15 protein-coding genes, 1 riboswitch and 2 other annotated features are annotated in these 15,488 nt (G+C 42.4%); of the genes, 8 read left to right on the top strand and 7 right to left on the bottom strand.

The window, feature by feature from the left end; all coding sequences use genetic code 11:
- Window positions 1-117 precede the first annotated feature (117 nt).
- The 6 genes from DVW06_RS10565 to DVW06_RS10535 all read right to left on the bottom strand — a co-directional run bounded on the left by DVW06_RS10565 (window position 118) and on the right by DVW06_RS10535 (window position 7,094).
- A complete protein-coding gene (locus DVW06_RS10565) occupies window positions 118-480 on the bottom strand; it encodes an iron chaperone (protein ID WP_003128121.1) in 363 nt (120 codons plus the stop codon).
- 365 nt (window positions 481-845) lie between these two features.
- Window positions 846-2,351, bottom strand: a complete 1,506-nt coding sequence (locus DVW06_RS10560) for a helix-turn-helix domain-containing protein (protein ID WP_003128122.1) — start codon at window positions 2,349-2,351, stop codon at window positions 846-848.
- A gap of 108 nt (window positions 2,352-2,459) precedes the next feature.
- Window positions 2,460-3,821, bottom strand: a complete 1,362-nt coding sequence (brnQ, locus tag DVW06_RS10555; protein ID WP_003128124.1) for a branched-chain amino acid transport system II carrier protein — start codon at window positions 3,819-3,821, stop codon at window positions 2,460-2,462.
- A gap of 218 nt (window positions 3,822-4,039) precedes the next feature.
- Complete coding sequence (locus tag DVW06_RS10550) at window positions 4,040-4,774, bottom strand: amino acid ABC transporter ATP-binding protein (protein WP_003128125.1); 735 nt, start codon at window positions 4,772-4,774, stop codon at window positions 4,040-4,042.
- A 12-nt stretch (window positions 4,775-4,786) separates the two neighbouring features.
- Window positions 4,787-6,373 carry an ABC transporter permease subunit gene (locus tag DVW06_RS10545; protein WP_137264623.1) on the bottom strand — a complete coding sequence of 529 codons (1,587 nt, stop codon included), beginning with the start codon at window positions 6,371-6,373 and terminating at the stop codon, window positions 4,787-4,789.
- 109 nt (window positions 6,374-6,482) lie between these two features.
- Window positions 6,483-6,655: riboswitch (Lysine riboswitch) on the bottom strand.
- A 136-nt stretch (window positions 6,656-6,791) separates the two neighbouring features.
- A complete protein-coding gene (locus DVW06_RS10535; protein ID WP_137264622.1) occupies window positions 6,792-7,094 on the bottom strand; it encodes a hypothetical protein in 303 nt (100 codons plus the stop codon).
- 222 nt (window positions 7,095-7,316) lie between these two features.
- On the opposite strand from DVW06_RS10535, the gene DVW06_RS10530 reads away from it, so the two are divergent.
- The 8 genes from DVW06_RS10530 (at window position 7,317) to DVW06_RS10495 (ending at window position 14,852) form a co-directional block, all read left to right on the top strand.
- Window positions 7,317-8,015 (top strand): NAD-dependent protein deacylase, encoded by a 699-nt coding sequence (locus tag DVW06_RS10530; protein ID WP_003128130.1) that lies wholly within the window; start codon window positions 7,317-7,319, stop codon window positions 8,013-8,015.
- Between the two features lie 27 nt (window positions 8,016-8,042).
- The gene (locus DVW06_RS10525; protein WP_005470101.1) at window positions 8,043-8,936 is read left to right on the top strand and encodes a chorismate mutase; all 894 of its coding nucleotides are present in this window, start codon (window positions 8,043-8,045) and stop codon (window positions 8,934-8,936) included.
- Window positions 8,936-9,454, top strand: a complete 519-nt coding sequence (locus DVW06_RS10520; protein ID WP_003128132.1) for a transcription repressor NadR — start codon at window positions 8,936-8,938, stop codon at window positions 9,452-9,454. The genes DVW06_RS10525 and DVW06_RS10520 overlap by 1 nt, the downstream gene beginning before the upstream one ends.
- 11 nt (window positions 9,455-9,465) lie before the next feature.
- The gene (locus DVW06_RS10515) at window positions 9,466-9,987 is read left to right on the top strand and encodes an isochorismatase family protein (protein WP_003128133.1); all 522 of its coding nucleotides are present in this window, start codon (window positions 9,466-9,468) and stop codon (window positions 9,985-9,987) included.
- A 53-nt stretch (window positions 9,988-10,040) separates the two neighbouring features.
- Window positions 10,041-10,289: a binding site (T-box leader), on the top strand.
- 75 nt (window positions 10,290-10,364) lie between these two features.
- Window positions 10,365-10,603, top strand: a binding site (T-box leader).
- A 303-nt stretch (window positions 10,604-10,906) separates the two neighbouring features.
- Window positions 10,907-11,983, top strand: coding sequence for a methionine ABC transporter ATP-binding protein (locus DVW06_RS10510; protein ID WP_005470105.1), 1,077 nt, complete (start codon window positions 10,907-10,909; stop codon window positions 11,981-11,983).
- Complete coding sequence (locus DVW06_RS10505; RefSeq protein ID WP_003128135.1) at window positions 11,984-12,664, top strand: methionine ABC transporter permease; 681 nt, start codon at window positions 11,984-11,986, stop codon at window positions 12,662-12,664.
- Window positions 12,665-12,716: 52 nt separating this feature from the next.
- Window positions 12,717-13,550 carry a MetQ/NlpA family ABC transporter substrate-binding protein gene (locus DVW06_RS10500; protein ID WP_003128136.1) on the top strand — a complete coding sequence of 278 codons (834 nt, stop codon included), beginning with the start codon at window positions 12,717-12,719 and terminating at the stop codon, window positions 13,548-13,550.
- A gap of 99 nt (window positions 13,551-13,649) precedes the next feature.
- On the top strand, window positions 13,650-14,852 hold the full coding sequence (locus tag DVW06_RS10495) for a M20 family metallopeptidase (protein WP_003128138.1): 1,203 nt from the start codon (window positions 13,650-13,652) through the stop codon (window positions 14,850-14,852).
- Between the two features lie 71 nt (window positions 14,853-14,923).
- Here the strand turns inward: DVW06_RS10495 and def are convergent, their stop codons facing one another.
- Entirely contained in the window at window positions 14,924-15,487 is a 564-nt protein-coding gene (gene def / locus DVW06_RS10490) for a peptide deformylase (protein ID WP_003128139.1), read from the bottom strand.
- Between the last annotated feature and the right edge of the window lies 1 nt (window position 15,488).

Below are 15,488 nucleotides of genomic sequence, written 5' to 3'. Positions count from 1 at the left end.
TTTGAGTTGAAACGAAGAAAAAGTGTTAGTAGAAAATCGCCTTCGATTTTCCACCAACACAAAATATTATAGAACCGTTTTATTACACTCACAGACTTTTTTGTTACACTTTTTTAGTTAATCGGTAGTTGTTTTCGCTAAAACTTCTTGCAAACGCCAAGCGGTTATTCGAGCAATCAAATCATAAGGAATAGGTTCTGTAAACGAAAAACGGATTGTTCCTTTACTGGTCTTATAAGACTGCCATTCTTTTTCAAAAGCAAGAATGGCAGAGGGTGTTGGATAAAATCCTATGTGCTCTTTTGCACAGGCAAAGTGGACGATATTCTCTGTTTGGAAATAGGTTGGCATCTGATAACGAATCCGCTCTTCGGCATCCGGCAGGACTGTTTTGATCAAATTTCGGACCTCCTGCAATACAGTGGAATGATCCGGAAAGCCAGCAATATACTGATCAACCGTTTCAATGGTGTTTGTCATAAAGCTCCCCTTTTTGTATTGATTGTACTACAGAAAGGAATTTTACAAAAAAAGGAGCCTGTCAGTGGGTGGCTGACAGGCTAGGAGTTAAAAATGAAAAGTGTTAGTTAGGGTTGTTTGTTGGTATGCTTATACTATAGTCGGCAAATGTGAATTTTTTGTGGAGAAAAGCTTGGAAAGTTTTAAAGATTGCTTTCTAGAGAAAAAGAGACAAAAAATTACCCGCCGGTGGGTGGCCGGCGGGAAGGAGTTAAAAATGAAAAAGTGTTAGGGTTGTTTGTTGGTATGCTTATACTATACTAACTAAATATGAATATTCTGTGACAAAAGTTTTCGGAAGTTCTTAAGAAAAGATAACGATTCGGTTACACGTGCTGATTTTTTTCATTGAAGTATTTTTTCAACGTACGATAAAGATCGATGTATTGAGCATCAGCAGCTGCATAATCCCATAGATAAGTTGCCATCGTTGGGTTCATTTTTTTCATCAATTGATTGGAACTAATCACTAAATCATAGGGTTCCTTCAATTGCGGATCATAAGGATCCGCTTGCACAAAGGTCAGATCTTGCAGAAATTGATTCAAGGATTGGACAAGTAAAAAGTTGTCTTCCAAAACGACACCGACATGCAGCCGATTGGCGTAGCGGATCTTATCATAGAATGGTAACAAGACGTGAGTAAACATCGCTGCTAACTGTTCTTGATTGGTGTCATTGATATAGTCTACATTATTGGAAGAGCGATAGTCGGTAAAGAATTGATCGATATGCTGATGCAATTGTTCCTGTGGCAGACCATGTCCCATGGAAAGGGTGAGCAGCCGGTAAATATTAGGAAACGGTTGTCGAAAGACGTAGTTGCCAAAGGTCGCATTGATTAGATTACCAATCAAGATAGGATCATCTAAAAGTTCCTGCTGTCCAGCAAAATAGGTCTGTTTCATTTGGGCAAGGAAATCAAAAACTAACGGATAGATCGGATTCTGTTTAGTCGTATAGAATGTCAATGTTTGTTGCAAGGAAGGATCTTCCTCAGACAAGTAGAAGGGTAGCATTTGGGAGAGCAAATAGATAAAACTTGATTCTCCTTTAAGCTGTTTTTCTGTTAATTCAGTATCGGCAGTCAACGTGGTACGCAAGCGATTGAAATCATAATAGCGATTGTTTTTCATCAAAAAATTATAACGGCGGTCGTATTTTGCAAAATTCGCTTTTCTAATGCGTAAAAGGACCAACGCAGCAAAATATTTTAACTCTAGCTTCCCTAGATAAGAACGAGAGATAGGAAAATAGCTAGCAAACTCATCGACGAAAGCTTCTGCATCAGACTCAGAAACGGCAAAAGGCCATTTGATCCCCCGGACGCCTAACCAAATGATATTGAATAAGGAAAGACGCACTAAGCGCTCGTCGCCAACGAGATTCGATTCTGTATAAGTAAAACGCAATTGAAACTGCTTCAAATGGTTTTTTAGATGTTCGAATTTTCGGGATACTGTTGAACGGCTGACATCATATTTCTTGCAAAAATCCGTAATGGTAGGATTTTCTTCATTCAGCATATAAAGAACATATAAGAATGGTACGCTCTTGTTCAAAAGATAAAACCGGTACTCATCAATCGTTGCCGCAATATTTTGGGGCTGCAGCTTGCCACCACGTCCAAGTATTGACAAGTGATCCGGGGTCAACTCGTGTAAATCTTGATCGATCTCAGTCAACTCAATGAATGTTTGCTGATAGCTCAAGTCCATTTCTTTGGCTAATTGCGCGATTGGATGATTTGGATTTTGTAAAGTAAGCATGCGCCGGAATAATTTAAATTTGATCAACGTTTGCGGATCCATCATAAGTTCTTCGTAAAACATAAATATCCTCCTTTAATGGGTCTATTGTACCTGTTTTTGTTTCAACTGTCAGTCTTTTATCAAAAAAAATGGCCTACCTTTCAAAAATGGTAGGTCATTTTTTTTGAATTAATGATTTTTGACGGATTTCGGTTCTTTTTTGCACCAAGCCCAAACGAGACCTATGATGAAACCGATGATTGCAGGTGCCAGCCAACCCATGCCGATTTTGAAGAACGGCAAGTATTGCTCTGCAAATTTCAATAACTGCTGAACGACAGCAGTGTCTCTAATCAATGCCGGGCAAGCATTTAATCCGTCAATAACGGCTGCCACCAGGGTGAAATAAGTGGTCATACGGTACACACTGGCACGATGCTGGAACAATGGACTAATAATCGCCAACAAAATCAATGTAATGGCCAGCGGATAGACAAACATCAGAACAGGAGTTGAAAACTCAATGATTTTCGTCAGACCGATATTTGCAAAGATCGCTGGTAGAATGCTGGCAACAGCACTGAAAAACAAGTAGCTTCTTGCAGGAAACAATTCTGCAAAGGTTTCGGCAAATGCGGTGATCAATCCGATCGCAGTTTTCAAACAAGCTAAAATGACGATCAATGCTAAGAGCAGACTTCCAGAGCGGCCTAAGTAATGGTTGGCTACTTGTGCTAAAGCGATCCCACCATTGGCACTGATCGCAAATTTTCCTAGGCTCATCGCTCCCATGTAGGAAAGCAATGTGTAGATGATCCCCATCAGAAAGATACTGATAGAGCCAGAAAGAATCGTATCTTTCGCGATTTCGGAAGGTTTCGTGATACCCATGTTACGGATCGCAGTCACAATAATGATGCCAAAGGCTAATGAGGCTAGTGCATCCAACGTATTGTACCCATTTGTGAAGCCGGTGAAGAAGGCGTGTTCTTGGTAAAGCGGAGAAACAGGCGCCTCTTGGATTGTACCCATTGGCTGCGTAAAAGCAAAGACTAAAAGTAAGCCAAGCAATACCAAAAAGAGGGGATTCAAGAATTTTCCTACGTAATCCAATATCTTACTAGGCTTGCGTGAGAACCACCACGCAGCCCCAAAGAATAATAGTGAAAATACGGCCAACAAGGGTGCTTGGAGATCTTGGGAAACAAAGGGTACAAGTCCGATCTCAAAGGAAGTTGTGGCTAACCGAGGGAGTGCAAAAAAAGGACCAATCACTAAATAAAGCAACACAGTGAAAATAATGGCATAACGGCGGTTGATCCGTGAAGCTAATTCGAAGACACCCGTACTTTGGGAAAGACCAAATGCGATAACGCCTAAGAATGGTAACCCAATTCCGGTCACTAAGAAACCTAAATTGGCAAGGGCTACATTACTACCAGCTTCTTGTCCCATATGCACTGGGAAAATCAAATTTCCCGCACCAAAAAATAGACCAAACAACATAGAACCAACATACAAATAGTCTTGAATACGTAACTTTTTCTTCATATCAACTTACTCCTATAGTTCTCTAGTTTTAAAAAAAATAACAAAAAAATGATCAAATAGCAACTCTTAGTTGACCAAGGCCAAAAAAAGAAACCAGGGAACAAGCGACAAGAAGATGATTCGGTAAGGACAAGCAATGCCCTCTTGTAAGACAGGAAGGCACTGACTGTTCGTCTAAATCATTTTGTCTGCAACTTGTACCCTAGTTCAGCACAGGATCAATTAAGTACCCGCGATAGAAATTCTTTCGTCCGCTGTTCTTTTGGATGGATAAAGATTTCTTCTGGTGTGCCTTCTTCAGCGATCACACCTTTGTCCATGAAGATCACTCGGTCAGAGACTTCTTTAGCAAAGCCCATCTCATGGGTCACGATGACCATAGTCAGCCCAGTATGAGCTAACGCATTCATCGTTTTCAAAACTTCTCCGACCATCTCTGGATCAAGAGCTGAAGTTGGTTCATCGAATAACATCACATCAGGATCCATTGACAATGCCCGGGCAATGGCTACCCGTTGCTTTTGTCCACCAGATAATTGAGCCGGTTTTGCTTTGACGTAGCGGCTCATGCCGACTTTTTCCAAATTCTCCCGAGCAATTTTTTCTGCTTCGGCGCGATTTCTTTTTAGAACAGTGACTTGGCCCGTGACACAATTTTCCAGAACATCCATGTTATTAAAAAGGTTGAAGGACTGGAACACCATCCCTAAATGAGTCCGATAGTTTGGTAAGCTGTATCCTTTTTCTAGGACATTTTCGCCCATATAAATGATTTTTCCACTGGTTGGCTTTTCTAAAAGATTGATACACCGAAGCAGTGTGGATTTCCCTGAACCGGAGGAGCCGATAATCGTTACGACTTCACCTTTATTGACCGAAAGACTAATGTCTTTCAAAACGACATTGTCGCCAAAACTTTTCTTTAAATGATCGATTTCGATAATTGCTGACATCTGTCTTCCTCCTTATTCTGGGTTGATATCTTCTAGTTTGACATAAGAACTAGGACCATCCATTTTGCGTTCAACAAAACGTAAAATTTGAGTCGCAGAGATTGTCAAAACGAGATAGATTGCACCGATGATCGCAAATGTTTGGAAGTATTGATAATTTGTTCCGGCAGCCGATGTTCCTTGGAAGAAAAGATCGGCGACACTGATTACGCTCAACACGGCAGTATCTTTGATATTGATGATGATTTCGTTACCTGTTGCTGGTAAGATATTTCGCATAACTTGTGGCAAGACAACTTTGAACATCGTTTGCCAGTGAGTCATTCCAATTGCTTGTGCTGCTTCAAATTGACCATCATCCACTGCAAAGATCCCGCCACGGACGATTTCAGACATATAGGCTCCTGTATTGATAGAAACGATCAATAATGCCGAAATCGTACGATTCATGGAAACACCAAATGCTAGAGCAGTCCCATAAAAAATGACCATAGCTTGTACCATCATTGGTGTGCCACGGAAAACTTCAATATAGATCGTCAATAATGCATTGATCAATTTTTGGAAAAAGCGACTTACAGGATTTTCAGCAGCTGGCAGCGTCCGAAAGACACCGACTAATAGACCAATCAATAATCCGACGACAGTAGAAACGATCGCAATGAAAAGCGTCAATCCTGCCCCTCGTAAAAATAGAGAACCATAGTCATCGATGATTTTTTTGAAATCGGCCAGCAGACCTTGATTCGCTGAATCTCCGCTGGTGTCCGCAGGCTGCTCTTCGATAGCCGCATCCATGAGTTTCGTGCGTTCACTTTGAGGGATCGTCGCTAGAATCTCGTTGACCTTTTGGACATCGGGGTCACCTTTGCGCATACCAACGGCAACTTGGACATCCTCTGGGTTGGTTTCAAAACCTTGACCTTCGGCAAATTCGATCATCTTCAGATCAGGATTTGCCCCTGTAGCAGTGACGCCTTCAGGACGTTCGCTGACGTACCCGTCAATGATGCCTGAAGCCAACGCGACGCGCATGGAAGAAAAATCTTTCATGGCTTGTTCTTTTTGTACTTCTGGAATTTGATCGATCACTGTGTAATGGAATGTATTTAATTGGGCGGTGATTTTTGCACCTGTCAAATCAGCTAAACTTTTCGCATTTGCGAATTTACCATCTTTTTGAACGACAACGACTAAGTTCGATTCGTAGTAAGGATCGGTAAAATCGATTTGTTCCCGTCGTTCGGCTGTAGGGGACATCCCAGCGATTACCGCATCAATGGTCCCTGATTGTAATGCAGGTGCCAGGCCATCCCATTGTGTTTTGACGATCACTAATTCTTTGCCAAGACCATCAGCGATTTTCTTCGCGATTTGAACGTCATAACCGCCAGCATAGGCAGACCCTTTCTCGCCAGAAATAGGTACCGCTCCATGGGCATCGGTGGTTTGGGTCCAGTTGAAAGGGGCATAACCCGCTTCCATCCCCACTCGAAACTGATCAGCTGGAGTTTGATCATCTGCATGAGCAGTCATCGATACATTGACAAGTGTGAAACAGAGGGCGAAAAATGCCCAAAACCAATTCATTTTCTTCATTTTCTCTTTCCTTTCACGAGTGGCACTACAGACAGGCAAAGGTAACAAAAAAACAGCCGTACTCCATGATTGGAAAACGGCTGTTGACAATTTCGTCGACAAACCTTTCACAAAACATAGCGCAACTTAGCCAAGCTAAGACAGTACGCAAGTTGTTCACTTGCGTCCCAACAAAATAATTCAAGCAAGAATCAGTTTGTTTCGGCGATGTTCCCTAGCTCTGCTTTTGACGTGTTGCTTCACTCAGCAGGATTAATGAACCTCGCGACCTCTACCTAAATGTTAAAGGATACTCGTATTTGATTATGATACTTAATCGAGTGTAGAAGAAAAAGGTGGATTTGTCAATTCTTTTCAACAAAAAAAGCAGTCTCTTTTCTTTGGAAAAGGGAACTGCTTTTCTTTACTTTCGGCTACTTTAAGCAACTTTGGCTTTTGGTTCGCGGCCTAAGACAGCTTGAATAACTGTCAGACCTAGTAATAAGCTTAGAGCTAAATAAATGAGACTTGAGTATTGTGTAACGCCCCAGTCTTGACCTAATGTACGATAAACCAATAGAACGAGTGCTTGAATGATTGCTGTGATGACATTTAAGAAAGCAAACGCCCATAGATTTCCATTTTCTTTACGAGATAAATAGAAAATAGAGAAGTATAAGCTAACTGCCAACCAGCCGAAACTGATGATGATCATTGCCCAATAAATAATAGATGCTACCAATGTATTTCACCTCACTTTGATTCGTGAATAGTTTACCACGTTTTTTGTAGAATGTCATGAAAGAATCAATGAAATGAGCTGAAAATTCCAAGTGAAGATTTCCTTCCTGTTGAGGCTTTTTCAAGGGAAGGTTTGTGAAAAATCGCGGATGATGGTTATAAAAAATGGGGAAATTAGGTATACTATTAAAAAGTAGAACAATCACGGAAGGAGTTCAGCAAAATGTTAGTATCGATTGAAACAGCTGTCGAAAAGATTCAAGCTGCCGAGTCTATCACTTTTTTGACAGGAGCGGGCGTTTCAACCCCTTCCGGTATTCCGGATTACCGCTCTTTGAAAGGGATTTATCATGGCATTGAAGCGCCAGAATATCTGTTGAGTCATACTTGTATGGTCAGAGAGCCGGATAAATTTTATCAATTTGTCAAACATCTCTACCATCCTGAAGCAAAGCCCAATGTGATCCATCAGACGATGGCAGAGTTCGCTCAAGAACGGAACGTTTGGGTAGTCTCGCAAAACATTGATGGCCTCCATCAACAGGCGGGGAGTCAGCAGCGTATTGATTTCCACGGAACCCTTTACCGCTGTTACTGCCGTCAATGCGGTGCAGAAGTTCCTTGGCAAACCTATTTGACAGACTGGCATCATGCCGATTGCGGTGGACAGATTCGTCCAGCGATCGTCTTGTATGAAGAAGGTTTCAGCGAAGAAACAATTACTGCAGCTATCAACGCTGTGGCCAATGCACAGCTAGTGGTCGTGGTAGGCACCTCATTACAAGTCTATCCTTTTGCTGGTTTGTTGCAGTATCAAAATAGCCAGAATTGCTTGATCATCAACCAAACAATGCTTGAACAAAATACGACTCCTCAAGTTTTAGCAAGTGGGGAAACAGTTTTTGCAAAACTCTCACACTAAAATTGAAAAGGAGTATGGAGGCACATTATGACAGAACGTACAGAAAAAGAAAAAATGATTGCTGGTGAATTGTATTTTTCACCAGATCCAGAATTAGTTGCCGATCGCAAATTTGCCAGAGAACAAATGCACTTGATCAATCGGGAATCCGAACCGATGATCAAAGAACAACTGCTAAAAGAGACATTTGGTCAAGTGGCTGGCCGTATCTATATCGAACCGAATGTCCGCTTTGATTACGGCTATAATATTTCAGTTGGAAAAAATTTCTATGCCAATTATGATTGTATCTTTTTAGATGTTTGTCCCATTACCTTTGGTGATAACTGTATGCTAGCACCAAATGTTCGTCTCTTTACAGCTTCTCATCCATTGCATCCAGTCAAGCGTAATAGTGGCCTTGAGTATGGCGCACCAATTACAGTTGGCGACAATGCTTGGATCGGTGGCGGTGCAGTTATCCTTCCAGGTGTTCGCTTAGGCGATAACGTGGTCGTTGGTGCGGGAAGTGTCGTGACTAAATCGTTCCCTGATAACGTGGTGATCGCTGGAAATCCAGCTCGGATCATCAAAACCATTGAATCTGGTGAAACCATCGAAGAGATCGCAAAAGATGTCGCTCCCGCAACTAAAAGCACGACAGAAGTCGTTGCTGCTATCGATCATCAACGGGAGACGATCGATGCGATTGATCGAGAACTGACAGAATTATTAGAAAAACGCATGACAGCAGTCAGTGAAATCGTCCAATGGAAAAAACAGGAACAGACAGCAGTTCTGGATGAATCTCGGGAAGAAGCTGTTTTGAACAATGTTCGCCAGTCCGTTTCCAATAAAGCCTTCGAAGAAACGATTGTCGTAACCTTTGAGTCGATCATGGAACATTCTCGCACTTATCAAAAGAATCAATTGGAGGGATAATGATGGATGGAGCAACACGACGGGAAGCAATCATCAAACAGTTGCAGACCGCCGAGAAACCGATCAGTGCTAGTAAATTAGCGGGTAAGTTAGGTGTCAGCCGCCAAATCATCGTTGGTGACATTGCCTTGTTGCGAGCAGCAGGAGAGGCTATCGTGGCTACCGCTCGCGGTTACCGCTTAGAAGCTGCAAGTGAGACAGGTCATGTCAGCAAACTTGCTGTGCAACACCGTCCGGAACAAACAGAAGAAGAATTGTTGACATTTGTCTCTTGCGGAATCGAAGTGATTGATGTGATCGTTGAGCATGAGATTTATGGGGAATTAACAGGGAATCTGCGGATCAAAACGGAACAAGATGTCGCAGACTTTATGCGGAAATACCAGCATTCACAAGCCCGCCTGCTTTCTGATTTGACCAATGGGATCCATCTCCATACGTTACGCTACCAAGAAGCAGCAGAGTTAGAGCAAGCAAAGCAATTGTTGGCTGATAAAGGAATCTTATACCAAAACTAAAGGAGAAGTGGATGCAAGATATTCTGATCATCGTTGATTTACAAAAAGGCGTGTGTTCAAACAATGGCACCAAACTGGATCATCTCGATTCGCTGCTGTTGTTTGCCAACCAGCGGATCCAAACTTACCGTCATGCACAACGCCCCGTTTTATTTGTGCAGCATGAGGAAGAAGAACTCGGCTACCAAACAGATGAATGGCTCTTACATCCAGATTTGGCTGTGCAAGCAACCGACTTGTTTTTGCGCAAGACTCATGCGAATAGCTTTTTCAATACCTCCTTACAGTCCTTGTTGACAAAGCACCATGTTCGCAGCATCGAATGGATCGGTGCGCAAACTGAATTTTGTATGGATGGCACGATCAAATTTGCCCATGGATTAGGGTATCAGAATGTGTTGTATCAGCAAGCAACGACTACTTATGCATCCGAAGGCTGGTCAGCTGCTGAAATCATTCATTGGTATGAGCGGATCTGGCAAGATCGCTATGCCCAGATTCTAGCATTGCCAAAAAATTCTGAAAAAAAATAGTTTTCTGATTGACAAGGTATCCTTTTTCCGGTAAAGTACATTTCAACAAGAATAACTATCCGTTGATAAGGAAAGTAATCGTAGATACTTTAAAGAGAGACTCTGGTTGGTGGAAAGAGTTAAGTCTGAAACGTTGAAAAATGGCCTTGGAGGATTGATTGTCGATAAGTAGGCAATCACGGAATCTGCTCTACCGTTAAAAGGAGCACCAATCTCTTGATGGAATTTTCTTGATAGACGTTGGGTTGAGGGAAGGGAAACCTTCTGAACAAAAGGTGGTAACACGAGTGATCGTCCTTTTATCAGCAGATGCTGGTAAAAGGACTTTTTTTGTTTTCATCGATCTTTGAAAATAAAAAGCGGCATAAAAAAATAGAGTCAACACGATGAATTGGTAAGTACAAAAGGAATGTTCCTAAACAGAGAGCTTCGGTAGCTGAAAAGAAGCAGGAAACGAATTTTGGAAAATGGCCAAGGAGTGATTCGTCCCGAGCAATGATGCAAGGCGGCGACGGCAGCATCCGTTATCTTGCTAGAGTATGATCGTACTCGAAGAGGAGCTATATGTGAATATAGCTTAAACTGAGGTGGTAACACGCAAAAAGGCGTCCTCAAGCAAGCCATAACTGGCTTGCTTGAGGACGCCTTTTTGCTGTGAATCACTGCGATTGGTCAAAGACCCGAGCAGATGATGAACAGTACTAGGCGACCGGAGGGAGCGTAGTAACCTCACCCCGAATCACTGCGATTGGTCAAAGACCATGCAAGTTCTTCTTAGCGTCAGCTTAGAAGCAACTGTAGGCGAAGCATAGAGTAGACGAGCAGATGATGAGCAGTAGTAGGTGACCGGAGGAAGCGTAGTTGATCATCCCCAAAAAATCAACTAGTTAATCAATCGGCGATAATAAGGAGGAAAAAAATGATTTCATTAAAGGATGTATCGGTGACATTTACACAACCAAACAAGGAGACGATCCAAGCGGTCAAAAATGTGTCACTAGAAGTAGATAAAGGCGATGTTTATGGGATCGTCGGCTATTCCGGCGCGGGTAAAAGTACCCTGGTACGCGTAATCAATTTATTGCAGCGGCCAACGTCAGGGAGTGTCGTAGTCAATCAGACTGAATTGACCGCATTACCGGCTAAAGCATTAAGAGAAAAAAGGAAAACGATCGGAATGATCTTTCAGCATTTCAATTTGATGGATAGCCGGAATGTCTTTGACAACGTGGATTTTTCCTTGAAATATGCAGGAATCTCCAAACAGGAACGTCGTCAAAAAGTGACAGAATTGCTGTCCTTGGTTGGACTGGAAGAAAAGGCAAGGTCGTTTCCTAGTCAACTTTCAGGGGGACAAAAGCAGCGAGTCGCCATCGCACGAGCATTAGCCAACGACCCAGAGATCTTGCTCTGCGATGAGGCGACTAGCGCACTTGATCCTAAGACAACATTACAGATACTTGCATTATTGAAAAAACTCAATCGTAAATTAGGGTTGACGATCGTCATTATCACTCATGAGATGCAAGTGGTGAAAGAAATCTGTAATAAAGTCGCTGTAATGGAAAATGGCGAGATCATTGAACAAGGAAAGAGTGTTCAAATTTTTAGCCAGCCGGCAAAACCGCTGACAAAAGACTTTATTCGGACTGCTACTCATATTGATCAAGCGCTGGAAACGATTCTCGGCAGTGCGAAATTCTCCTCATTGGCTGCCAACGAATGGCTGGTGGAACTGTCTTATGTTGGGGATCAGACCAATGAACCATTGATCGCACAATTGTTTAGTCGTTATCAAGTTACGACGAATATCCTCTACGGAAACGTAGAGATTCTGCAAGATGTTCCCATCGGTAGTTTGATCGTTAGTTTATCAGGGGAATATGGGCAGCGTAAACGAGCATTAGATTTTCTCGCGGATCAAGGTGTTTACACGAATATCATTAAGCAAAATCACGCGGAACCATTGAATAACGTGATTGAAGGAGGATTTTAGATGAGCACTTTTTTTGAACGGTATTTTCCCAATGTCGTTGCTATCTCTGATGAATTTGTAGAAGCAACGATCCAAACATTATACATGACCTTTTGGACAGCACTGATTGCAGGGATTTTAGGAATCATTTTGGGCATTGTTCTTGTCGTGACCCGACCAGGAGGTATTTTGGAAAGCCGCGGATTATTTGAACTTTTGGATAAAATCATCAACATCGTACGTTCCATTCCTTTTATTATCCTATTGGCTTTGTTAGGAACGACGACTCGTTTGATCGTAGGAACAACGATTGGGGAAACAGCTGCTTTGGTTCCATTGATTGCAGGGATCATTCCTTTCTTTGCTCGTCAAATCGAAATTGCCCTATTAGAAGTTGATCCTGGGGTTATTGAAGCGGCAGAAGCAATGGGAACCAGTCCATTGGGAATTATTGTGCGGGTCTATTTACCCGAAGGGTTGGCTGGGATCATTCGCGTCTCTGCTTTAACGATCATCAATGTGATTGGACTGACCGCAATGGCTGGTGCAGTTGGTGCTGGCGGTTTAGGAAACTTGGCGATCACCCGCGGCTATAATCGTTTCCAAAACGACGTCACCATCATGGCGACACTGATCATTTTAATTTTGGTCTTTTTTAGTCAATTTGTCAGCAATCTGTTGGTTAAAAAAGTCAGCCACTAAAAAGGACAAAAAAAAACAAATAAAATTAAGTAGAAACTATTGGAGGAAGAAAATGAAAAAATTACTTAAAGCAATCGTGGTAGGTGCGGCATTATTATTTATTACTGGGTGCAGCAATAGCAATGCTGGAACAAAAGAGAAAGAAGTAACCGTCAAACTTGGAGTGATCGGTGCCGACACGGATGTTTGGGATGATGTCAAAGATCGTTTGAAAGATGAAGGTATCAACTTAGAATATGTTCAATTTTCTGATTATAATCAACCGAATGCGGCGTTGGCAGATGGTTCTATCGATATAAATTCTTTTCAACACCAGTTCTTTTTAGACAATTACAATAAAGAGTTTGGAACGGATCTTGTTTCTATCGGCAATACAGTCAATGCGCCGCTAGGGATTTATTCAGACAAGGTGAAAGATATCAAGGAATTGAAAGAAGGCGCGACAGTAGCAATTCCAAATGACGTCACCAATGGCGGCCGTGCGTTGTTGTTACTACAAAGCGCTGGCTTGATCAAAGTTGATGAAGCAGCAGGCCAGACGCCGACCGTTTCGGATATCACTGAAAACAATCAAAAGTTGAAAATCTCTGAGTTAGATGCTGCCCAAACTGCCCGCGCATTATCAGATGTTGATATTTCAGTAATCAATAGCGGAATGGCTGTGGATGCTGGCTTTGTTCCGACAGAAGATGCGATCTTCTTAGAGCCTGTAGATGAAACGGCTCGCCCATACGTGAACATCATTGCTGCGCGTAAAGAAGATCAAGACAACGAAGTGTATCAAAAAGTTGTTGCTGCTTATCAAACGGACGAAACAAAGAAAGTTATCGAAGAAACATCGAAAGGTTCTAGCGTTCCAGCCTGGGAGACATTTGGCGCGAAGTAAAGAAGAGTATAGCAAGAATGCCTACCTTTCTGAGGCAGGAGCTGTGAGACCACTGACTATTCATACTTATTTATCCATATTAAAGGGAGAGAAAATCATATGACAACAACTGTAAAAACTTCTATTAAAGAATTTATCGCACAACGCTTACCGGAATACCAAGAACTAGCTTTGGATATTCATGATCATCCAGAAGTCAGCAACTATGAATTTTATTCTGCAGATGCGCTGATTGCCCAATTAGAAAAAGAAGGATTCACCGTGGAAAAAGAAGTGGCTGGTCATCGTACAGGGTTCGATGCCCGTTATCAAAGCGGCAAACCTGGACCAACATTAGCTTTTTTGGCAGAATATGATGCGCTGCCCGGCATCGGTCATGCCTGTGGGCACAATCTCTTTGGAACTTATTCTGTATTGGCTGCTAGTGCGTTGCAACCTTATGTAGATGAACTAGGAGGAGAAATCCGCGTTTATGGTACTCCTGGTGAAGAGGGGGGCGAAAATGGCTCAGCAAAGGGCAGTTTTGTGCGTGAAGGATTTTTTGAGGATGTCGATGCTGCATTGTGCGTGCATCCAGCTTATCGCTATGGCAAAACCACCGCATCTTTGGCTAATGATCCTGTCGATATCAAATTTTATGGTCGGGCATCCCATGCGGCAGCGGCACCAGAGAAAGGCATTAATGCGTTAGAGGCATTGATCCAAGTTTTTAATGGGATCAATGGGTTGCGTCTTCATTTGCCGAAAGATGTCAACATTCATGGCGTGATCACTGATGGTGGTGTGGCAGCGAATGTTGTTCCAGAATATGCAGCTGGACGTTTTTATTTACGAGCAGCCAATCGGGCGACACTAGATGAAGTCTATGAGAAAGTGGAGAATATCGTTAAAGGAGCAGCTTTAGCAACAGGAACGACTTATGAATTTGGACTCTTCCAGAATTCAGTCGACGATGTGATCGTAACACCAAGTTTTGATGAACTATTCTTTGCCCATACTCAGGAAGTTGGCGTTCCCCAAGCAGAGATCGATGTGGAAACAAAAGCAAGTTTAGGCTCTTCAGATGTAGGAAACGTCAGCCAAGTGATCCCCACGATCCAGCCAACTGTCTCAATTTCGGATGAATACATTGCTGGTCACTCCGAGGAATTTAAAGCGGCTGCTCGAAGTACCAAAGGACTGAACTCGATTGCGATCGCAGCGGAATTACTCGCATTGACTGCATTAGATCTTTATCAAAAGCCAGAATTGTTGTCTCAAATCAAAGCGGACCATCAAGCCAGCTTGGCAAAGGGAAATTAATCCTAATGAATGACGACTAAAGTAAACAAGAGCGCATTCCCACTTGGGAGTGCGCTCTTGTTTACTAATCGTTAATCGATCACTAAAATTCCTTCTTTTAATGAGAAAGGATTTTTTTCATTGATGTGATCATAGAACATGACACCATTCAAATGGTCGATTTCATGTTGCACGACGATAGCTGCATAGTTCTTCAAACGAACTTTTTGCTTCTTGCCTTGCATGTCATAATAGCTGATCGTGATTCGGGCGTGACGTACGACATAGCCTGGTACTTCCCGGTCTACAGACAGACAGCCTTCGCCTTCACCTAAACATGCCTCTTGTACGGAGTGGCTTAAGATTTTAGGATTGTACAACACATCTTTAAATTCAGGTTCTGGATTTTCAGGATCGCTACTAGGAACTAAAACAGCAGTGATTCTTTTAGAAATATCTAGTTGAGGTGCTGCTAAACCGACTCCGCCTCGTAAATTCAATTCTTCGGCTTTCACTGGGTCTTGGCTATTTTCTAGAAACTCCATCATGTCTTTCCCTAATTGAATGTCCGCTTCACTTAATGGAAAGGGGACTTCTTTTGCTACTTCCCGCAAAGTTGGGTTGCCTTCGCGAATAATATCATCCATTGTAATCATT

Source organism: Enterococcus sp. ARL09-542 (assembly GCF_005234805.1).
Taxonomy (GTDB): domain Bacteria; phylum Bacillota; class Bacilli; order Lactobacillales; family Enterococcaceae; genus Enterococcus_D; species Enterococcus_D gallinarum.
This window is presented reverse-complemented; position numbering and strand designations above follow the sequence as displayed.